The following is a 20,058-nucleotide window of genomic DNA, read 5'->3' on the forward strand; positions in this document are numbered from 1 at the left end:
GGAGTGGCGGGCCTGACGCCCGCCCCCGCCTCAGCCCTTGACCAGATCGCCGATCAGGCTGGCCGCCACCGAGAGCTTGGAGACGGACAAGCCCGAGCCGGCGATCTCGTGCACGCCGTTGCGGGCGCGCTCCACCTCGGCGCCGCGCGCAGCCGCCCATTTCTCCACCCCTTCGGCACCCGAGCCATAGCCGTCGAGCACCTCGGCGGTGAGCCGGCGCACGCCGACCTCGAACTGCGCCAGAGCGCGGTCGAGCGCCAGCCGGTCGTAATAATCCGGCACCGAGATGTGACGCGCCGCGCCGAGCACGCGGTCGAGCCGGAAATGCAGCCCCACCGCGAAGAAGGTCGCCGCGACATCGACGAGGTCCGCTTTGGTGCGGTCGGCGATCATCACGATGTCGGTCGCGTTCTCCAGCGAGGGCAGCCGCGCCACGCGCCGGGCCAGCGGCTCCGGCACGCCGGCCTGCACCCAGCCGGCGATGCGGGCGTCATAGAGCGCGCGGGTCTCCTCCGGCACCAGCTCGCGCACCACGCCGGTCAGCGCCTCGGTCACCGGGGCGATGCCGGACGCATAATGCGCGACCAGCTCGTCGAGGCTCTGGCGCAGATCGACATTGCGCAGGAACCACACGGTGCGGTCGCGCAGCAGTTCCTGCACCGTGGCGTAGAGGTCGAGCTGCACCGCACCCGGCACGGTGCCGTCCAGCGCGTCGATCTCGTCGCTCAGCGCCTCGACGCCGAAGCCGTCGCGGGTGGCGGCAAAGGCCTTGGCGATCGAGCCGATATCCGCCCCGGTCTCGTCGGCGAGCCGCGCGGCGAAGGCCGGGCCGCCGCGATTGATCATGGCGTTGGAGAGCTGGGTCGCGATGATGTCGCGGCGCAGACGATGCCCCTCGATGCCGTCGGGCAGCCGCTCGCGCAGCTCGGGCGGGAAATAGGCGGTGAGTTCGCCGGCCAGATACGGATCGTCCGGCACGTCGGTGTCGAGCAGGTCGGAATGGGCGGTGAGCTTGGCATAGGCCAGCAGCACGGCGAGTTCGGGCCGCGTCAGCCCCTCCCCGCGCCCGCGCCGCTCGGTCAGCTCGGCGTCGGAGGGCAGGAACTCGACCGCGCGGTCGAGCAGGCCACGCGCCTCCAATTGCTGCATCAGCCGCTGGTGGAAGCCGAGTTCGGCCAGCGCCTGGCTCTGGGCGAGCGAGAGCGCCAGCGTCTGCAGATAGTTGTTGCGCAGCACCAGCGCCGCCACCTCGTCGGTCATCGAGACCAGCAGCGCCTTGCGGGCTTCGTCGTCCAGCCGCCCGTCGCGCGCCGCTGGGCCGATGGCGATCTTGATGTTCACCTCGACGTCGGAGGTGTTCACGCCCGCCGAATTGTCGATGGCGTCGGTGTTGAGCCGCACGCCCTTGCGCGCGGCCTCGATGCGCCCGCGCTGGGTGACGCCGAGATTGGCGCCCTCGCCGATCACCCTGGCGCGCACATCGGCACCGGTGATGCGGATCGCGTCATTGGCGCGGTCGCCGGCCTGGGCGTCGGTCTCGGAGGAGGCACGGATATAGGTGCCGATGCCACCGAACCAGATCAGGTCCACCGGCGCCTTGAGAATGGCGCTCATCACCTCGGCAGGCGAGGCGGTGGCCTTGTCGAAGCCCAGCGCCTCGCGCACCGCAGGCGCCAGCGGAATCGACTTCGCCGCGCGCGAGAACACCCCGCCCCCGGCCGAGATCAGGCTCTTGTCGTAGTCCTGCCAGGAGGAGCGCGGCAGCGCGAACAGGCGCTGGCGTTCCTTCAAGGAGGCCACGGGATCGGGCGTCGGGTCGAGGAAGATGTCGCGATGGTCGAAGGCGGCGACCAGCTTGATGGTGTTCTCCAGCAGCATGCCATTGCCGAAAACGTCGCCCGACATGTCGCCGACGCCGGCCACGGTGAACGGGGTCACGCGGATATCGGTGTCCATCTCGCGGAAATGCCGGCGCACCGCCTCCCAGGCGCCGCGCGCGGTAATGCCCATCGCCTTGTGATCGTAGCCGACCGAGCCGCCCGAGGCGAAGGCATCGCCCAGCCAGAAGCCGCGCGCCTGCGACAGCGCGTTGGCGGTGTCGGAGAAGGTCGCGGTGCCCTTGTCGGCGGCGACCACCAGATAGGGATCGTCGGCGTCGTGACGTACCACATGGGCGGGATGGTCGATGGCCGCGCCGTCGATATTGTCGGTGAGGTCGAGCATCGAGGAGACGAACAGCTTGTAGGCTTCCGTGCCTTCCGCCTGCACCGCCTCGCGCGGGCCGGAGGGAAGCTGCTTGGGCACGAAGCCGCCCTTGGCGCCCACCGGCACGATCACCGCATTCTTCACCTGCTGCGCCTTCACGAGTCCCAGCACCTCGGTGCGGAAATCCTGCGGCCGGTCGGACCAGCGCAGGCCGCCGCGCGCCACCCGGCCAAAGCGCAGATGTATGCCCTCGACGCGGGGCGAGTGAACGAAGATCTCGAACAGCGGGCGCGGCAGCGGCAGGCCCTCGACGCGCCGGCTGTCGAACTTCACCGCCAGCGTGGCCGGCGGGAGTCCGCCCTGCCCGGCCTGATGGAAATTGGTGCGCAAGGCCGCCTCGATCAGATTGGCGAAGCGGCGCAGGATGCGGTCCTCGTCGAGGCTCTGCACCTCGGCCAGAGCGGTTTCGATCTCGGCGCGGATCGCCTCCTCGCGCGCCGCCCGGCCCTCATCCGCGCCCTCGTCGAAGCGGGCGTGGAACAGCGCGACCAGCCGGTCGACGATGGCGGGATGCCGGTTCAGCGTCTCCCACAGATAGTCCTGGCTGAACGGGATGCCGATCTGGCGCAGATAGCGGGCGAGCGTGCGCAGCATCACGATGTCGCGCCAGCCGAGCCGGGCGTTGAGCACCAGCGCGTTGAAGCCGTCGCTCTCGGCCTGCCCGCGCAGCACCGCCATGAGACAGGCGTGCAGCCGGCTCTCCAGCGCCTCCAGCTCGATCTCTCCGCCACCCCGGCGCGCCAGCACCATGTCGTGGACATAGGTCGGCGCGGCCTCGGCCGGCTCCAGCGTGAAGGTGCGCTCGTCGACCACGATGAAGCCCATGGCCTCAAGCAGCGGCACGCGTTCGGAGAGCAGGCGCGGCGTGCCGTAGCTCAGCACCTTCAGCGCCACGCGCTCGCGCCCGACCCGGCGTGCGGGGCGGTGGAAGTCGATCGCGACCGGGTTGGCCTCGTTCAGCTTCTCGATGAGGCGCAGATCGGCGAGCGCGGCCTCGGGGGAATAATTGTCCTGGTAGCCTGCCGGGAACGCCTCGCCATAGCGCGCCTTCAGCCGGGCCGTTGCCTCGGGCGGGAACACCACGGAGAGCGCGCTCGCGAAGGCGTCGTTCCAGGTCTGGATGATCTGGGCGACCCTGGCTTCCAGCTCGGTCCGGCTCGGCTCCGGCGCGCGGGCGCCGGACAGCTCGATGGTGAAATGCACGCGGGTGAGCGGGCCGTCCATGAACAGCGGGCGGAAGTCCCGCACCGTCCCGCCGAAGCTCTCGGCCAGCAGAGCACCGATGCGCGCCCGCACCTCGCTGCCGTAGCGGTCGCGCGGCACAAAGACCAACACCGAGACAAAGCGGTCGAACCGTTCGCGCCAGGCCAGCACCCGCACGCGCGGATGCTCGTCGAGCTGAAGGATCGCCAGCGTGAAGGGATAGAGCGAGGCGGGATCGATCTGGAACAGGTCGTCGCGCGGATAGCTTTCCAGCACCTTGACCAGCGCCCGCCCGGAATGGCTGGCGGCCTCGAAGCCGGCGCGGGCCAGCACGTCCGCCGCCTTGCGGCGCAGCAGCGGCACGTCCGACACCGAAGAGGCATAGGCGGTGTTGGTGAACAGGCCGGCGATGCACAGCCCGCCGCGCACGCGGCCTTCGGCATCGTAGCGCTTCACCACCACCACATCCATCCAGGTCCGCCGGTGCACCAGCGACAGCGTGCGCGACTTGGTGACGATGAGCGGGCTCGGCGCGGCCAGGACCTGGGTCAGGTCCGCACTTACCGCCTCCGTATCGTCGACCGGCGGGCGGAACAGGCGCATGTCCGAATCCGACAACAGGCCGAGCGCGTCGGTCATGCGGCGGCGGAAATTGGCGAGGGTCGGGCGGCCGGCGCCGGCTTCCGCGACGTCGTAATTGCGCGAGCCGAGAAAGGTGAAATTGCCATCCAGCAGCCATTCGAGGAAGGCGACCGCCTCGTCGACCTCCTCGCGCGGCACGCCGGCCGGCGCTTCGCGCAGCTCGGCGACGGCGGCCGCGACTTCCTTCATCATCGGCTGCCACGCATGGACCGCCGAGCGCACCTGCGCCAGCACGGCCGCGAGTTCGGCGATGAGCGCCTCGCGCGCCTCTGCATCCTCGATGCGCGGCACATGGATGTGGATGAGGCTCTCGCGCCGCATCCGGCCCGCCGGCTTCTCGCCCGGCGCGGCAAGGCCCTGCAGCACTCCCTCGCCGTCGCGCTCCACGGCGAGGATCGGGTGCACCACCAGCGAGGCGGTGAGCGCGTGCGCGTTCAGCGCCGCCGTTACCGAATCGAGCAGGAATGGCATGTCGTCATTGACGATCTCGACCACGGTGACACTCGCCAGCCGCTCGCCGCCGTCCACGGCGTCGGGCTGGATGAGGCGGATGTCGGCGGTGCCCGGACGTCGGGTCTTCAGATGATCGAAGGCAAGGCGCGTCAGCGCGACCAGCTCATGGGGCGTATAGAGCCGCACATCCTCGGCGACCGCGCGCCCGAACAGGCGGCTGGCGAATTGCGAAGGCACCTCGTCGTCCATCGCCTGAAGGATCAGGTCGGCCTGCTCGACAAGCTGGCGCGCGACGCGTTCGTCCTCGCTGGCGAGGAAACCTTCGATACCCATGCTCTGCACCTCCCCTTGGAGCCCGCCCCCGCCGGGAACGCGCTCGAATCATCGTGCCGCCGCGGGCAACAACATCACGGCAGCCTGTCGTCCTTCACGGACGTCTTGGCCTTCATGGACCCGGCCGGGCCCAGGATCGCAGCTTATACCCCTCGGCCTCATGACAATACGGCCCGGCGCGATTGTTGCCGGATGGTCACACAAGATGGCCCGCATACAGGCGGTTGACGTGGATCAAACCCGCGTGATGCCGATGGCGCGAGGAATGCGGGGCGGCCGATGACAGACATCCGGCCCGGGGGATTTAAAGGGGTTGCCTCATGTCGATGCGTCGTTCCGCAATTTCCAGCCTTGCCGCCGTGGCGGCTCTCGCCACGTTCGGTGGCGTCCATGCGGCGAGCGCTGCCGACATCTCGACGCCGGTCTACAAGGCGCCGGTGATCCCGGTGGTCGAGGAGCAGAGCCCCTGGCAGATTCGCATCCGCGCGCTTTACGTCCTGCCGACCGATGGCGGTGTCGTGGACCAGATTCCGGGCTCGGACCTCGATTATTCCAGCGCGGTCGTGCCTGAGCTCGACATCACCTACTACTTCACCAAGAACTGGGCGGCCGAACTCATCCTCGGCGTCACCCCGCATGACATCAGCGGCGCCGGCACCATCGACGCGCTCGGCAAGGTCGGCGAAGTGTGGCTGCTGCCCCCGACCCTCACGCTGCAGTACCACTTCACCGATTTCGGCGCGTTCAAGCCCTATGTCGGCGCCGGCGTGAACTACACTTTCTTCTTCGACCAGTCCGCCAAGGGCGTCGCCTCCGACATCGACGTCAAGGGCGCCTGGGGCTTCGCGCTGCAGGCCGGCTTCGACTACATGATCGACGAGCACTGGGGCTTCAACGTCGACGTGAAGAAGATCTTCCTGGAGCCGGATTTCGACATCGACGTCGGCGGCGCGGCGCTGACCGGCCAGGCCGACCTCAACCCGTGGCTGATCGGCGTGGGCGTCACCTATCGCTTCTGATCGCGCCGGATACCGGACATGAAAAAGCGGGGCATTTGCCCCGCTTTTTTATTGGCCGAGAAACAACCGGCTCAGTGCCGGAAGTGCCGCACGCCGGTGAACACCATGGCAATGCCCGCCGCATCCGCGGCCGCGATCACGTCGGCGTCGCGGATCGAGCCGCCCGGCTGGATCACGGCGGTGGCGCCGGCCTCGATGGCGGTGATCAGCCCGTCGGCGAACGGGAAGAACGCGTCGGAAGCCACCACGCAGCCCTTGGTCAGCGGCTCGGCAAGGCCGGCGGCGTCGAGCGCCTTGCGCGCGGCGATGCGGGCCGAATCAACCCGGCTCATCTGCCCGGCGCCGATACCGACCGTGGCGAGGTCCTTGGCGTAGACGATGGCGTTGGATTTCACATGCTTGGCGACGCGGAAGGCGAACGCCATGTCGGCGAGCTCGGCCTCGGTCGGCGCCCGCTTGGTCACCACCTTCAGCTCCATGTCGTCGACCACGGCATTGTCGCGCGACTGCACCAGGAAGCCGCCGGCCAGCGACTTGACGGCGAGGCCGCCCGCGCGCGGGTTCGGCAGGGCGCCGGTCACCAGCAGGCGCAGGTTCTTCTTGGAGCCGACGATGGCGATCGCCTCGTCGGTCGCGTCCGGGGCGACGATCACCTCGGTGAAGATGTCCACGATGGCGCGGGCCGCGTCCGCGTCCAGCGTGCGGTTCAGCGCCACGATGCCGCCAAAGGCGGAGGTCGGGTCGCAGGCCAGCGCCTTGCGGTAGGCCTCGACCAGTGTCGGCCCTTCGGCCACGCCGCAGGGATTGGCGTGCTTGACGATCACCACCGCCGGAGCGCGGGTCGGGTCGAACTCGGCCACCGCCTCGAAGGCGGCGTCGGTGTCGTTGAGGTTGTTATAGGACAGCGCCTTGCCCTGGAGCTGGCGCGCGGTGGCCACACCCGCGCGCGGGGTGCCGCCGACATAGAAGGCGGCTTCCTGATGCGGGTTCTCGCCATAGCGCAACGCCTCGGCGAGGCGGCCGCCGAAAACCCGGCGGGCCGGGGCGGCGTCGCCCTCCACGCTCGCGAACCAGCCCGCGATCGCCCCGTCATAGGAGGCGGTGCGGGCATAGGCCGCCTGCGCCAGCTTGCGGCGGGTAATGCCGGTGGTGCCGCCCAGCGTGCTGATCTCGGTCAGCACGGTCTCATAGGCGGAAGGATCGACCACCACCGTGACGTCGTGATGGTTCTTGGCGGCGGCGCGGATCATCGCCGGCCCGCCAATGTCGATGTTCTCGACGCATTCGTCGAAACCCGCGCCCCGCGCCACCGTCTCCTCGAACGGGTAGAGATTCACCACCACCAGATCGATCGGCACGATGCCGTGCTCCTTCATCGAGGCGCAGTGGCCGGCATCGGCGCGGATGGCGAGGATGCCGCCATGCACGTTGGGGTGCAGGGTCTTCACCCGTCCGTCCATCATCTCCGGGAAGCCGGTGAGGTCGGAGACGTCGCGCACGCTCAGCCCGGCCTCGGCCAGCACCTTGCGGGTGCCGCCGGTCGAGACCAACTCCACGCCATGGGCGGCGAGCGCCTGCGCGAACGGCACCAGCCCGGTCTTGTCGGAGACCGACAGCAGGGCGCGGGCGATGGGACGGATATCGGAGGAAGTCGCGTCGGAGGACATGGATGCGGCCGGGGCTGTTGCAGGGAGTGGCGCCGCGTACCACGTCCGCGCCCCGGCGTGAACCTTCCCGCTCGGCAATGCAGCCCCGCACCGGCGAGGGGCGCGCTACGACGCCAGCCCGTGAACCCGCATGAAGGTCCAGGAAACACGCGGCATGTCGCGGGCATGGCCCACGATGACCAGTTGCTCGGTGCGCCGCGCCCCGCCATTGGCCGCGAGCATGATGCTCTCCTCGATGCTGACCGCGACCTCGGGGGCGGTGAACGCCCAGTCGTCGCCATCCGGCATGTGCAGCAGCACCGTATGCCCGTCGGCCGCGCGCGAGGGGCGCACCAGCGGGTGGAGGTGGAAGCGGATGGCGTAGCCTTCGCGCTGGTCGCTGGTGAATTCCTCGCCATGGGCGACGCGGAACAGGTCCTCGCCATCGAGCCGCCCGCCATCGGGCGAGAGCCGCCAGGAGCGCTGGTGCACCACGCCGAAGCGGCGGGCATAGCCGTCATGGCTCGCCAGCAGCACATCGGCCCCGCCGCGCGGCGCGCGGTCGATCCGCAGGTCGGACGGGCCTTCGAGCACAGGCGTGCCGCACAGCCGCTTCATCAGCCCGCCGGCGACGAAACGGCACGAGGACGTCTCCTCGATCACGGCGGTGGAATGGGCGGCGGTCTGGCGGGCGGTGGCGCGCCAGCCCTCGCGCCCGGTGGCGGGCATGCCGCAATTGACCACCAGCCGGTTGCGCCCGCTCGACAGTTCGAAGGACAGGCAGCCGGCATGGGCCTCGTGGCTGACCGGGATCGGCGGCGGCGCGCCGGTATCGGCGATCAGCACCGTGCCGCCCGCCTCCATGCGCTGATAGCCGGAATAGGGCGCATTGGAGAGCGGTCGGCCGCGCGCATCGTCATAGGCGAGCACGGTGGCGAGCCAGTCCGCCGGTGTCGGCCCCATGCCGTTGAAATGCGCGAAGGAGCCGTCGACATGGCGGAAGAAGCGCAGCATCGGCATCATGCGGTCGATGGCGTTCAGCAGTGCCGGCGGCGGCGGCAGATGGCGCACCGCAAAGCTCTGGCGCAACGGCAGCAGGTCGAGCAGCAGCTCGATCAGCGCGCCGGGGTCGCGCCCGACATGGCCGCCATCGGCGAGAATCTGCCGCTCCAGTTCCTCGGTCAGCCGGCGTTGGCCCGAGCGCAAAAGGCGCGGCTGGTCGGCCATGCACAGGCCGGCGAAGCACAGCGCCAGCGCGCAGATGAGGCGCGGGCGGCCGTCGCGGGCATAGCGCTGGACGCTGCGGACATAGCGCACCTGCGCGGCGAGACTGCGCAGGAAACGGCGGTGGAAGACCGCGTCGGCGGACTGGAGAATCAGCGGCGCCTGCGTCAGCCAGCTGATCACGCGCCGCGCGGCGACGTCGGGCGCGGCGGCGGCGGGGTCGCGATGGGCGCCGGAGGCGATCCAGTCGCCGACCAGCGCCCGTGCATTGGCCCGCGCGATCGGGGTTCCGGCGGCCTGGAGATGGCGCAGCCAGGAAAAGCTCATCAGCTCCTCCGCCCATTCGCGCGAGGGTGGCACCATCTCGAACGGCGAGGCGCCGTCGGTGGTCACCACCTTGCCGGCGAAGGCGAAGCGGCCGGAGTAGAATTCGTGCGCCCTCGTGGGGTCGCCGGTGCGCAGATCGTGCGGCGCGAACAGCAGGCGCGAGGGCACCGACACCGGCCGCGTGAACCAGCGGGCGAACGGATGGCGCATCGCGCGCACGCAAAGGCGGCGCCAGCCGAAATCCGTCGCGAATCGCGCGACACGCGCACGATCCGCGTAGAAATCGCGGGCCATCAGTGGCTTATCCCCTGTTTCCGGGCGTATGTCGCGCAGGCGTCCCCATGGGAACAGCTTAGCCAAGCGCGAACGCACGTCCAGCCGTCCCGCCGCTGCCGGCGGGTTGTCCTGGGTACTCTCGCTCACGCGCGGCGCAGCCGGGCGGCAAAGAAGCCGTCGAGGCCGGACAGGCGGGGCTCGGTGTCGGGCAGGTGGAACGGCAGCGTGCGCACCTCGCCCGCCGCATTGATCCATTCCGGGGCGATGCCGCATTCGCCGGGGCGAACCGGATCGCGCGACAGGTCAGCGCGGGAGGCGAGCAGCGATTCAATCTGCTTCTCGCCCTCCTCCGGCTCCAGCGAGCAGGTGGAATAGACCAGGATGCCGCCCGGCTTCAGCAGGTTGGCGGCGTGGCGCAGCAGGCGCGACTGCAGCGCCTTGAGGCTGGCGATGTCGCCCGGCCCCTTGGTCCACGCCACATCCGGATGGCGGCGGATGGTGCCGGTCGCCGAGCACGGTGCGTCGATCAGGATGGCGTCGAACGGCCCGCCCTCCCACGAGGCGGCATCGGCCTCGACGATCACGGCCTCAAGGCCGAGGCGGTCAAGATTCTGGCGCAGCCGCTTCAGCCGGGAGCCGGAGCGGTCCACCGCCGTCACGCTCGCCCCGGCGCTGGCGAGCTGGGCGGTCTTGCCGCCCGGCGCGGCGCACATGTCCGCAACCGCCATGCCCGGCCGGGCGTGAATGAGCCGCGCCGGCAGCGCGGCGGCGGCATCCTGCACCCACCATGCGCCCTCGTCGAAACCGGGCAGCGCCGTGATGTTGCCGGCCTCGGGCAGGCGGATGCTTCCGGTCGGCAGCAGCCGGCCGCCGAGCCGCTCCGCCCAGCCTTGCGGGTCGGATTTCACGGTGATGTCCAGCGGCGCCTCGGTGCCGAGCGCCCGCGCGATTCGCAGCCCCTCCTCCGCGCCATAGGCGGCGCTCCAGCCCTCGACCATCCACAGCGGCAGGTCGAGCGGCGGCTCGGGCAGCGCAGCGAGGACCGCGGCGCCTTCCCGCGCGATCCGGCGCAGCACGGCGTTGATCAGGCCCTTGAAGCCGGCGGTCGCGGCATTCTCGCTCGCCAAGCTGACGCTGGTGGCCACCGCCGCGTGGTCGGGCACGTCCATCATCAGGATCTGCGCGGCGCCGGCCAGCAGGATGATTTCCGCGCGCAGGGCGCGCTCGCCCAGCGGGCGCTCCATCACCGCGCGCAGCAAGGCGCGCAGCGTGCCGAGCCGCCGCAGCACGGTCGCGGCGATCATCCGCGCCAGCGCGCGGTCGCGCTCCTCCAGCTCCCGCGTGAGGCGATCGAGGCTCTCTTCCAGCGGCCGGCCGCTCTCCAGCACCGCCAGAACAGCGTCCACCGCCGCGCGCCGCGCCGACAGGCCCGGCAGATCGGGCGGCGTGCGGCCCGGAGCGGCGGGGCGGGACTGGGACGGGCTGGGCCTCGATGGGCGGCGCGGTGCATCGTTCATGGGGGAGGAACTAGGCGCGCGGGCGCCGGAACGCAACCTCGCCATGAAGCCGGGGCAAGAAGGCGTTGCATGAAACCGGTTCGCTGCAACCTGTTCCGGCTTCGGGGCTTGTCTATGAGGGCCAGATTGGCTCCAATCATGTCGTCGTGCTTCGCTCGTACTGTGCAGGAATTTCATGCCGCATCTGATCCTGATCGCCGACATTGGCGGCACCTCCTCCCGCCTCGCCCTCGTCGGCACGGACGGCGTGCCGACCGATATCCGCATCCACCGCAACGATGATTTCGCCGGCTTCGAGGCGCTGATCGAGGCCGACATCGCCGCCCGCCCCGCCGGCACCCGTCCGGCGATCGGCGGTGCGGTGCTCGCCGTGGCGGGGCCGGTGGACGGCGACGCCGTGAAGCTGACCAATCGCGACTGGGCGTTCTCCAAGCGGGCGATGCGCCGGCATTTCGGGTGGCAGAAGCTGGAGGCGGTCAATGATTTCGAGGCGCTGGCCTATGGCGTACCCGCGCTCACGGCGGACGATCTGGTGCCGGTCGGCGCCGGCCGCGCCGTGCCCAAGGGGCCGATGCTGATCTGCGGCCCCGGCACCGGCTTCGGCGTCGCCGGGCTGCTCACCATCGGCCGGCGCTTCCACCCCATCACCGGAGAGGGCGGGCGCATGCGGCTCGGCGCGGTGAATTCGGAGGAGGCGCGGCTGCTTGCTCATCTGGTGCGCGAGCTCGGCACACCGGTGGTGGAGCACGCGCTGTCCGGCTCGGGGCTGGCGCGCATCCATTACATCTTTTCCGGCGAGAAGCTGTCGCCGGAAGCGGTGATCGCCGCCGCCACGCGGCGCGAGGCGGACGCGCTGGAGACCTGCCGCATCTTCCTGCGGCTGTTCGGCCGCATCACCGGCGACCTCGCGCTCACCATCAATGCGCGCGGCGGCGTGTTTCTGGCGGGCGGGGTCTCGGCCGCGCTGGCGCCATTCTTCGCCGGCTCGGAATTCCGCGAGATGTTCGAGGACCACCCCCCGCACCAGCCGCGCCTCGCCGCGATGCCGATCCACATCATCACCCACGCGACGCCGGGACTGTTCGGCTGCGGCCAGATCGGCGCACGGCTGGCGGCGGGGCTGAAGCCCGGCCTTCACCTGGTCTGAGCTAGCCTGCCCGCTTGGTGAATGCCGCCGCGTCGGCCAGCGCCTCGATGGCGGCGGCCTCGAACCCGGCGCTCTCCAGCGTCGCCCGCATATGGGCAGGGAGCGGGGCGCGCACGTCGATCGGCTCGCGCCCCTTGCGGCCGGGCAGCACCACGCGGCGCGAATGCAGGTGCAGGATCGGCCCGCCTGGCAGGCGCGAGGCCCCGCCATAAATCTGATCGCCAAGGATCGGATGGCCGATGGCGTCGAGATGGACGCGGAGCTGGTGCGTGCGGCCGGTGAGCGGCGACAGGGCGAGCACCGAAAGTCCCTCGCCAGCCGCCAGTACCTGCCACTCGCTGATCGCCTCCTGCCCGGAAGGATCGACCGCCATCCACCAGCCGCGATGGGGCGAGCGCTTGGCAAGACGCAGCTCGATGCGCCCGCGCGGCTGCGCCGGCACGCCGCGCACCACGGCGACATAGGTTTTGCCCACCGTGCCGTCGGCGAAGGCGCGGCCGAGATCGGCCAGCGCCTTGCGGTGGCGGCCGAGCACGAGGCAGCCGGAGGTGTCCTTGTCGAGCCGGTGCGCCAGCTCGGGCGCATTCGGCAGGCCGAAGCGCAGATCATCGAGATGGTCGGCCAGCGTCTCGCCGCCCTTCGGCCCCTTGTGAACGGGTAGCCCGGGCGGCTTGTCGATCACCAGCATCATGCCGTCGCGATGAAGTACGCGCGCGGCGATGCCGTCGGAAGCTGCGACGGTGGTGGATGTGGCGGGCTGTTCCATGCCCCGCTTCTCACCACAAAGCCGACGGCGCGTCGAGGGGGCCCGCGCCTCGCGCGAGCCCCAGCACTCAGCTGCGCGTCAGTTCCTCGTGCACATCGAGGGTCGAGCGCACGCCGATGTCGTCGAAATGCTTTTCGAGGAAGGTTTCGGCGGCCTCGCGGCCGATGTCGCGCAGGAATTGCAGGAACTCCCACTCGGCGTTCATCTTGGTGGAAGCGTCGAGCGCCACCAGCTTCTCCGCGCCGTCGATGCGGTGCATGCGCAGGTTGCGGTAGCCGTCGACGCCGTCGCCCTTCTCGGACAGCTTGCCCTGGTTCAACAGGCGCCCGACGAACTCCGCCGCGCGTAGCTGGGCGAGCAGCGAGGCATTGAAGGTGATCTCGTTCATCCGGTTGTTGATGTCGCGGGCGGTCTTAGGCGTCTCGCGGCGGATGATCGGGTTGATCTGCACCAGCAAGATGTCGTCGGTCTTCACCGCATCGTAGAACGGGAACATGGCCGGGTTGCCCATGTAGCCGCCGTCCCAATACGGCACGCCGTCGATCTCCACCGCCTGGAACATGAAGGGCAGGCAGGCGGAGGCCATGATCGCGGCCGGGGTCAGCTCCTTCTTTGAGAACACCCGCGCCTTGCCGGTGTGCACGTTGGTGGCGGAGACAAAGACGTGGACATGGGAGCACGACTGCACCGCGTCGAAATCCACATGCTCCTCGATCAGATCCATCAGCGGATTGATGTTCAGCGGATTGAGATCGTAGGGCGAGAAGAACCGGCTCATCACATCCATGGTGACATAGGCCGGGTTCATGTTCAGCGACCAGTTGCCGAGCAGCCGGTCCAGCAGGGTGCGCTGAAGCGGGCTGGTGCGGCCATCCTTGGAGACGCCGCGCCAATAATTGTTGAGTGCCTCGCGACCACCCTCATTGCCGTCGCGCGCGAGACCCGAGGCCAGCACCGCCGCGTTCATCGCGCCGGCGCTGGTGCCGGAAATGCCCTCGACGACGATGCGCCCGTCCTCCAGCAGCCGGTCGAGCACGCCCCAGGTGAAGGCGCCATGCGCGCCGCCGCCCTGAAGCGCGAGGTTGAGCGGCTTGAGATTGGTGCCGCCGCGCCGGCGCGCCACCTTCACCGCCTCCGGCACATCACGCTCGCGCTTGACCGCCGCCGCCCCGGTCGGGCCGTTGGGCGCGAGAGCGCCGGCCAGCGTCTCGGGCGAGACGTCGGCCGGCGAGGCCGCGGGCGGCACCTCCTTGGGGGGCGCCTTCTCGGCACGGGCGGACGCGGTTTCCGGCGTCGCCGCGGCCTTGGCGACCGACTTGCGAGCCGGCTTGGCTTCCGACGTGGCGGCGGGCTTGGCCGCTGCTTTGGCGACCGCCTTGCGGGCGGGTTTGGCGGCCGTCCCGGCAACCGGCTTCGACGACGCGGCCTTCGCCGGGGCGGCCTCGACCGGCGCCCCAGCCGCCGCCGGCGCGGCGTCGGTCGAGGTGGCGGAAGCGGCGCTGCCGGGCTTGCGGGCCCGGGCGGCGCCCCGTGTCGTCTTCGGGCGTTCGGCCACGTCGTTCTCCTCCTGTCCGCTCAGCGCTGCCGGCTCACTCGGCGACCCAGCCGCCGTCGATCTGCTGCAGGGAGCCGGTGATCGAACGGGCGCTGTCGCCGGCGAGGAACACGGCGAGGGCCGCCACCTGGTCGACGGTGACGAATTCCTTGGTCGGCTGCTCGGCCAGCAGGAACTCCTTGACCTCCTGCTCGCTGATGCCCCGGGCCTTGGCGGTGTCGGGAATCTGCTTCTCGACCAGCGGGGTCCAGACATAGCCGGGGCAGATCGCGTTCACGGTGATGCCGAAGGTCGCGGTCTCCAGTGCCACGGTCTTGGTCAGCCCGGCAATGCCGTGCTTGGCGGAAACGTAAGCCGACTTGAAGGGCGAGGCCACCAGCGCATGGGCCGAGGCGGTGTTGATGATACGGCCCCATTTGCGCGCCTTCATGCCCGGCACGGCGGCCTTGATGGCGTGGAAGGCGGCGGAGAGGTTCAGCGCGATGATGAGGTCCCACTTGTCGTCCGGGAAATCCTCGACCGGCGAGACGTGCTGCACGCCGGCATTGTTCACCAGGATGTCGACCGAGCCCAGCGTGTCCTCGGCGAACTTCACCAGAGCGGCGCATTCCGAGCCCTTGGTGAGGTCGGCGGCGGAATAAATCGCCTTGACGCCGAACTCGCTCTCGATGCCGGCACGCTCCTTCTCGATCGCGGCGGCGTCGCCGAAGCCGTTCAGGGTGACGTTCACCCCTTCGGCCGCCAGCGCACGGGCGATGGCGAGGCCGATACCGCTGGTCGAGCCGGTGACGACGGCGTTCTTTCCCTTAAGCATAGAAGGCGCTCCTGAAGTGACCTGACCGGACGACAGACGCCGCGCTCGCGCGGTCGCATTCTGCCGTGTGCGTTCCTACATACCGGACGTTACCACGACGACCCCGGCTGCAAAGGCTAATCATCGCGCGCAGACCAATTGCCTATCGTCATGATGCATCCATGGTTTCCCGTTTTCTAGCGCTGGAGTACGATCGTCGCATGAACGCTTCCGCCCGCCCCGAATCCCGCGATCATGGCGCCCACGACCACGATCACAGCACCTGCGTCTCCGATGCGCTGGCGCGGGCGCAGGCGTGCTGCGAGGAGCGCGGCGCGCGCCTGACGCCGTTGCGCCGCCGGGTTCTGGAAGCGCTGGCGGACAGCCATGCCCCGCTCGGCGCCTATGATCTGGTGGAGCGGCTCGGCGCCAGCGGCGACCGGCCGGCGCCGATGTCGGTCTATCGCGCGCTCGACTTCCTGGTCGCCGAAGGGCTCGCCCACCGGATCGAGAGCCGCAACGCCTACATGGCCTGCGGGCGCGCGCATGGCCGCGATGACGTGATCGTGTTCCTGATCTGCGAGCGCTGCGGGCTGACCTCGGAGGTCGCCTCCCACGCCATCGGCCGCGATCTCGCCTGGGCGACACGGGCCGCCGGCTTCACGCCCCGCACGCCGGTGATCGAGATCGCCGGCACCTGCGCGCGCTGCGAGGCCGCGCCGGTGCGGCAAGGCGCGTCCGCGGCCGCCGGTTGACGCCGCCGCGCCGGCGTCCTAACCCGATGATGCCCGTTGCACCGGAGCCCACGCGCCCATGAGCGTCGCATCGACCGTCTCGCCCGCCCCCGTCGTCGCCCCCGAGCTTGAAGCCGCCGGACCCGCCGCGCGCCGTGACACGGTCGCGGTAAAGGTCGGCTCGGTCACGGTTGGCGGCGGCGCACCGGTCGTGGTGCAGTCCATGACGAACACCGATACGGCGGACGCCGCCGGCACCGCACGGCAGATCGCCGCGCTCGCCCGCGCCGGTTCGGAGATCGTGCGCATCACGGTGGACCGCGAGGAAGCGGCCGCCGCGGTGCCCGAGATCAAGGAGCGCCTGCTCAAGATGGGGTTAGACACCCCGATCGTCGGCGACTTCCACTATAACGGCCACCTGCTGCTGGCGAATTTCCCGGACTGCGCGGCCGCGCTCGACAAGTACCGCATCAATCCCGGCAATGTCGGCTTCGGCGAGAAGCGCGACCGGCATTTCACCACCATCGTCGAGCTGGCGATCAAACACGGCAAGCCGGTGCGCATCGGCGCCAATTGGGGTTCTCTCGACGGCGACATGCTCACCCGGCTGATGGACGAGAATGCGCGCCTGCCCCGCCCGGCCGAGGCCCGCGCCGTGACCCGCGAGGCGCTGGTGCGCTCGGCGCTGATGTCGGCGGCGCTGGCCGAGGAGATCGGCCTGCCACGCGACAAGATCATTCTTTCCGCCAAAGTCTCGGCGGTGCAGGACCTGATCACGGTCTACGCCGAGATGGCGCGGCGCTCGAATTACGCGCTGCATCTCGGGCTCACCGAGGCCGGCATGGGCTCCAAGGGCATCGTCGCCTCGACGGCGGCCATGGGCGTGCTGCTCCAGCAGGGCATCGGCGACACCATCCGCGTCTCGCTCACCCCCGAGCCCGGCGGCGACCGCACCCGCGAGGTGACGGTGGCGCAGGAAATGCTGCAGACCATGGGCCTGCGCACCTTCGTGCCGCTGGTCGCCGCCTGCCCCGGCTGCGGGCGCACCACCTCCACCACCTTCCAGGAACTGGCCTTCGAGGTGCAGGACTTCATCCGCACCTCGATGCCGGAATGGAAGAAGCATTATCCCGGCGTCGAGACGCTCAATGTCGCGGTAATGGGCTGCATCGTGAACGGGCCGGGCGAGAGCAAGCACGCCGATATCGGCATCTCGCTGCCCGGCACCGGCGAGTTCCCGACCGCCCCGGTCTATATCGACGGCAAGAAGGTCCACACGCTGCGGGGCGCGAGCCTGCGCGAGGATTTCAAGAAGATCGTCGAGGGCTATGTGGCGAAGCGTTTCGGCGTGGGCAAGCCGGCGGGCGTCGACGCGGCCGAGTGAGGCGGGCCCGCGTCAGAACCCCATGCGCAGCGTGGCGTCGAAGCGGGCATCGGTGAACAGCACGAGGATGGCTACGAACACCACCGCCGCGCCAAGCGTGGTGATCGCGCGCACCCGCCGGGTGGGGCTGAAGAACGCGACGAGCGGCAGCGCCACCTCGATGAGCGAAAGCGCCGCCCAGAGCTGGCGCACATCCGCACCGAAGAAGAACCCGTTCGCGGCGATGGTCGCCAGATTGTAGAGCGCGAAAAACAGCAGCGACCATCGGCCCTCATTCTCGAAGAACTGAGCGAGATCGGTCGCCTGATCGGCCTCGGACTGCGGCAGCAACAGCGCCGCCGAGACGAACAGCAGGCAGGTGAGCAGCGAGAGCGCCACCACCGACTCAATACTCCAGCCGTTGAAGCCGGGCGGGATGTGGTTCACCGACCACCAGAACTGCACGATGACGAGGAAGAGGATGCCGGCCCAGACCAGCGGGATCCAGTCCACCCGCGAGCGATGCCGGCCGCGGAACAGCACGATGCCGCCCGACAGCAGCCGGGTCATGCCCAGCCCGATGATGATCGAGACGACGGCGGCGATCTGCGAAAAGGAATCCATGGCGTATCCGTAGCAGGACCCATCCAGCGCCGGGCGTCAAGCTGCGCGAGGATGCCGCGGGCGGGTCAATCCCGGCAGGCGCCCCATCCTTGCCCTTCTCCACCTTTCGGCGTAAAAGCCCGCGCTCGCCCGAGCCTGTGAATGGCAGGGCCTTCAGGAGAAACGTGATGGGCTACAAGGTCGCCGTCGTCGGTGCCACGGGTAACGTGGGCCGTGAAATGCTCGACATCCTCTCCGAGCGGGGCTTTCCCGCCGACGAGGTGGTCGCGCTCGCCTCCCGCCGTTCGGTGGGAACCGAGGTTTCGTTCGGCGACAAGACCCTCAAGTGCAAAGCCCTGGAGAACTACGATTTCTCCGACACCGACATTTGCCTGATGTCGGCCGGCGGCGACGTGTCCAAGGAATGGTCCCCGAAGATCGGCGCGCAGGGCTGCGTGGTCATCGATAACTCTTCCGCGTGGCGCTACGATTCCGACGTGCCGCTGATCGTGCCGGAAGTGAACGCCGACGCGGTGAAGGGCTTCACCAAGAAGAACATCATCGCCAACCCGAACTGCTCGACCGCCCAGCTCGTCGTGGCCCTCAAGCCGCTGCACGATCTGGCGACCATCAAGCGCGTGGTGGTGGCGACCTATCAGTCGGTCTCCGGCGCCGGCAAGGATGCGATGGACGAGCTGTTCTCGCAGACCCGCGCGGTGTTCGTGTCCGATCCGGTCGAGGCGAAGAAGTTCCCGAAGCGGATCGCGTTCAACGTGATCCCGCACATCGATGTCTTCATGGAAGACGGCTACACCAAGGAAGAATGGAAGGTGATGGCCGAGACCAAGAAGATCCTCGATCCGAAGATCAAGCTCACCTGCACCGCCGTGCGCGTGCCGGTGTTCGTGTCGCATTCGGAGGCGGTCAACGTCGAGTTCGAGAAGCCGATCACGGTCGAGGAAGCCACCACGGCGCTGCGCAATGCGCCGGGCATCCTGGTCGTCGACAAGCGCGAGCCCGGCGGCTACATCACCCCCTATGAGGCGGCCGGCGAGGACGCGACCTACATCTCGCGCATCCGCGAGGACGCGACCGTCGAGAACGGCCTGTCGTTCTGGTGCGTGTCGGACAATCTGCGCAAGGGCGCGGCGCTGAACGCGGTGCAGATCGCGGAAGTGCTGGTCAACCGCAAGCTGCTGGCGCCCAAGCAGAAGGCGGCTTGAGCGCTGGTTTCTATCCAAGGCTGAGACTACGGAAAGGCGCCGCGAGGCGCCTTTCTTCGGTTTTGGGACAGGTCCGCCTGACATCTCAGCCCCCCGCGTTCGCACCACCAAGTTTATTAAAAGGCGGGGTTCATCTTCAGGCAGACAACACTCAAAACGCTACCGTCATGTTTGGAAAATACGTTGAAATAGGCGTATCAACAACATAATCGGACTCCAATGCCCGCCGCACTTGGTTAGACACCTCCGATCGATAAGAATCGATCCTAGGAACGAGCGAATATATATCCGTTGTATCAATTTGTATCGTTCTCATTTGATTTACGTCGAATGGGACTTTATCTGCGCTACGTATTATTTGCACAATTGGCAACTTAACTGCATGACGCAGGGCCAATTCATAAAATACATTCGGATTATGGAAAGACAAATCCGCAATTACCAAACGCGATCGAATGATATAATCTATAATTTGACGAGTAATAACTCCGGGTTTATCTATAGCGTCAGCCCGGATGACCGTAAGTTGAAACGTCTCCATTGCAGGCTCAACGATGGACCCCAGAAAAAGATCCGAATGCTTTCTAGCGTCGGAACCCTCATCACCGATTGGTGCTATATAGAAACATGTACTATCAAACTGGGCATGCTCAGCAGTGACTATACTTGTCGAGTTTCGACGGGCGACTGGCGCGCTCGATGTAGCAGAGGGAGCTGGCGCTGCCGGAAGTTCTCCGAGAAGCATATCGAGAGATATGATCCGTTCTGCGCCTGAAAGTGTTTTGAGCAAACCCACAAATCGTAAATTTACAACAAATGTGTCAACAGCCTCGGGGGCATGATCTAGAGCGGTTTCTGGCTGATCCGATTCAGAGCGGGATTCCCAAATCGCGGCATGTCTGCTTCCTTCGCGTTCGGAGTGGTGGAGATGGATCATGTCGCGCGCCTACAGCCAGGATTTGCGGGATC

14 protein-coding genes are annotated in these 20,058 nt (G+C 68.5%); 5 read left to right on the forward strand and 9 right to left on the reverse strand.

All coding sequences use genetic code 11. The features are described 5' to 3' along the window. Nucleotides 1-30: 30 nt before the first annotated feature. The gene (locus VRZ77_RS14695) at nt 31-4,896 is read right to left on the reverse strand and encodes an NAD-glutamate dehydrogenase (protein ID WP_414593387.1); all 4,866 of its coding nucleotides are present in this window, start codon (nt 4,894-4,896) and stop codon (nt 31-33) included. Nucleotides 4,897-5,222: 326 nt separating this feature from the next. On the opposite strand from VRZ77_RS14695, the gene VRZ77_RS14700 reads away from it, so the two are divergent. Continuing rightward, nucleotides 5,223-5,915: an OmpW/AlkL family protein gene (locus tag VRZ77_RS14700; RefSeq protein WP_414593401.1), complete on the forward strand. Its 693-nt coding sequence runs from the start codon at nt 5,223-5,225 to the stop codon at nt 5,913-5,915. A 71-nt stretch (nt 5,916-5,986) separates the two neighbouring features. Here the strand turns inward: VRZ77_RS14700 and purH are convergent, their stop codons facing one another. The 3 genes from purH to rsmB all read right to left on the reverse strand — a co-directional run bounded on the left by purH (nt 5,987) and on the right by rsmB (nt 10,905). Continuing rightward, complete coding sequence (gene purH / locus VRZ77_RS14705; RefSeq protein WP_414593388.1) at nt 5,987-7,582, reverse strand: bifunctional phosphoribosylaminoimidazolecarboxamide formyltransferase/IMP cyclohydrolase; 1,596 nt, start codon at nt 7,580-7,582, stop codon at nt 5,987-5,989. Nucleotides 7,583-7,687: 105 nt separating this feature from the next. Continuing rightward, entirely contained in the window at nt 7,688-9,406 is a 1,719-nt protein-coding gene (locus tag VRZ77_RS14710; RefSeq protein ID WP_414593389.1) for a heparinase II/III family protein, read from the reverse strand. A gap of 125 nt (nt 9,407-9,531) precedes the next feature. Beyond that, nucleotides 9,532-10,905, reverse strand: a complete 1,374-nt coding sequence (rsmB, locus tag VRZ77_RS14715; RefSeq protein ID WP_414593390.1) for a 16S rRNA (cytosine(967)-C(5))-methyltransferase RsmB — start codon at nt 10,903-10,905, stop codon at nt 9,532-9,534. Between the two features lie 175 nt (nt 10,906-11,080). On the opposite strand from rsmB, the gene VRZ77_RS14720 reads away from it, so the two are divergent. Then, nucleotides 11,081-12,052: a glucokinase gene (locus tag VRZ77_RS14720; protein WP_414593391.1), complete on the forward strand. Its 972-nt coding sequence runs from the start codon at nt 11,081-11,083 to the stop codon at nt 12,050-12,052. 1 nt (nt 12,053) lies between these two features. On the opposite strand, the gene VRZ77_RS14725 is transcribed toward VRZ77_RS14720, so the two are convergent. The 3 genes from VRZ77_RS14725 to VRZ77_RS14735 all read right to left on the reverse strand — a co-directional run bounded on the left by VRZ77_RS14725 (nt 12,054) and on the right by VRZ77_RS14735 (nt 15,187). Beyond that, the gene (locus VRZ77_RS14725) at nt 12,054-12,818 is read right to left on the reverse strand and encodes an RluA family pseudouridine synthase (RefSeq protein ID WP_414593392.1); all 765 of its coding nucleotides are present in this window, start codon (nt 12,816-12,818) and stop codon (nt 12,054-12,056) included. Nucleotides 12,819-12,885: 67 nt separating this feature from the next. Beyond that, nucleotides 12,886-14,373: a patatin-like phospholipase family protein gene (locus VRZ77_RS14730; protein ID WP_414593393.1), complete on the reverse strand. Its 1,488-nt coding sequence runs from the start codon at nt 14,371-14,373 to the stop codon at nt 12,886-12,888. A 34-nt stretch (nt 14,374-14,407) separates the two neighbouring features. Continuing rightward, nucleotides 14,408-15,187 (reverse strand): 3-hydroxybutyrate dehydrogenase, encoded by a 780-nt coding sequence (locus VRZ77_RS14735; RefSeq protein ID WP_414593394.1) that lies wholly within the window; start codon nt 15,185-15,187, stop codon nt 14,408-14,410. Between the two features lie 200 nt (nt 15,188-15,387). Here VRZ77_RS14735 and VRZ77_RS14740 point away from each other — a divergent pair, with 200 nt between their 5' ends. Both VRZ77_RS14740 and ispG read left to right on the forward strand, forming a co-directional pair. After that, nucleotides 15,388-15,921, forward strand: a complete 534-nt coding sequence (locus VRZ77_RS14740) for a Fur family transcriptional regulator (RefSeq protein WP_414593395.1) — start codon at nt 15,388-15,390, stop codon at nt 15,919-15,921. Between the two features lie 58 nt (nt 15,922-15,979). Beyond that, on the forward strand, nt 15,980-17,284 hold the full coding sequence (ispG, locus tag VRZ77_RS14745; RefSeq protein ID WP_414593396.1) for a flavodoxin-dependent (E)-4-hydroxy-3-methylbut-2-enyl-diphosphate synthase: 1,305 nt from the start codon (nt 15,980-15,982) through the stop codon (nt 17,282-17,284). Nucleotides 17,285-17,296: 12 nt separating this feature from the next. Here ispG and VRZ77_RS14750 read toward each other — a convergent pair whose 3' ends face one another. Further along, the gene (locus VRZ77_RS14750) at nt 17,297-17,887 is read right to left on the reverse strand and encodes a hypothetical protein (protein WP_414593397.1); all 591 of its coding nucleotides are present in this window, start codon (nt 17,885-17,887) and stop codon (nt 17,297-17,299) included. 167 nt (nt 17,888-18,054) lie between these two features. On the opposite strand from VRZ77_RS14750, the gene VRZ77_RS14755 reads away from it, so the two are divergent. Continuing rightward, complete coding sequence (locus tag VRZ77_RS14755) at nt 18,055-19,089, forward strand: aspartate-semialdehyde dehydrogenase (protein ID WP_414593398.1); 1,035 nt, start codon at nt 18,055-18,057, stop codon at nt 19,087-19,089. Between the two features lie 151 nt (nt 19,090-19,240). Here VRZ77_RS14755 and VRZ77_RS14760 read toward each other — a convergent pair whose 3' ends face one another. Beyond that, nucleotides 19,241-20,026, reverse strand: a complete 786-nt coding sequence (locus tag VRZ77_RS14760; RefSeq protein WP_414593399.1) for a hypothetical protein — start codon at nt 20,024-20,026, stop codon at nt 19,241-19,243. Nucleotides 20,027-20,058 lie beyond the last annotated feature (32 nt).

This window comes from Ancylobacter sp. G4_0304 (genome assembly GCF_047501495.1).
Classification (GTDB): Bacteria; Pseudomonadota; Alphaproteobacteria; order Rhizobiales; family Xanthobacteraceae; genus Ancylobacter.

What these genes read in the sequence shown, in the direction of transcription:
- VRZ77_RS14700 (WP_414593401.1), top strand. Translation starts at nt 5,223, where the DNA reads ATGCGTCGTTCCGCAATTTCCAGCCTTGCCGCCGTGGCGGCTCTCGCC.
- VRZ77_RS14710 (WP_414593389.1), bottom strand. Translation starts at nt 9,406, where the DNA reads ATGGCCCGCGATTTCTACGCGGATCGTGCGCGTGTCGCGCGATTCGCG.
- ispG (WP_414593396.1), top strand. Translation starts at nt 15,980, where the DNA reads ATGAGCGTCGCATCGACCGTCTCGCCCGCCCCCGTCGTCGCCCCCGAG.
- VRZ77_RS14720 (WP_414593391.1), top strand. Translation starts at nt 11,081, where the DNA reads ATGCCGCATCTGATCCTGATCGCCGACATTGGCGGCACCTCCTCCCGC.
- VRZ77_RS14735 (WP_414593394.1), bottom strand. Translation starts at nt 15,187, where the DNA reads ATGCTTAAGGGAAAGAACGCCGTCGTCACCGGCTCGACCAGCGGTATC.
- VRZ77_RS14725 (WP_414593392.1), bottom strand. Translation starts at nt 12,818, where the DNA reads ATGGAACAGCCCGCCACATCCACCACCGTCGCAGCTTCCGACGGCATC.
- VRZ77_RS14695 (WP_414593387.1), bottom strand. Translation starts at nt 4,896, where the DNA reads ATGGGTATCGAAGGTTTCCTCGCCAGCGAGGACGAACGCGTCGCGCGC.
- VRZ77_RS14755 (WP_414593398.1), top strand. Translation starts at nt 18,055, where the DNA reads ATGGGCTACAAGGTCGCCGTCGTCGGTGCCACGGGTAACGTGGGCCGT.
- purH (WP_414593388.1), bottom strand. Translation starts at nt 7,582, where the DNA reads ATGTCCTCCGACGCGACTTCCTCCGATATCCGTCCCATCGCCCGCGCC.
- VRZ77_RS14750 (WP_414593397.1), bottom strand. Translation starts at nt 17,887, where the DNA reads ATGGATTCCTTTTCGCAGATCGCCGCCGTCGTCTCGATCATCATCGGG.
- VRZ77_RS14760 (WP_414593399.1), bottom strand. Translation starts at nt 20,026, where the DNA reads ATGATCCATCTCCACCACTCCGAACGCGAAGGAAGCAGACATGCCGCG.
- VRZ77_RS14740 (WP_414593395.1), top strand. Translation starts at nt 15,388, where the DNA reads ATGAACGCTTCCGCCCGCCCCGAATCCCGCGATCATGGCGCCCACGAC.
- rsmB (WP_414593390.1), bottom strand. Translation starts at nt 10,905, where the DNA reads ATGAACGATGCACCGCGCCGCCCATCGAGGCCCAGCCCGTCCCAGTCC.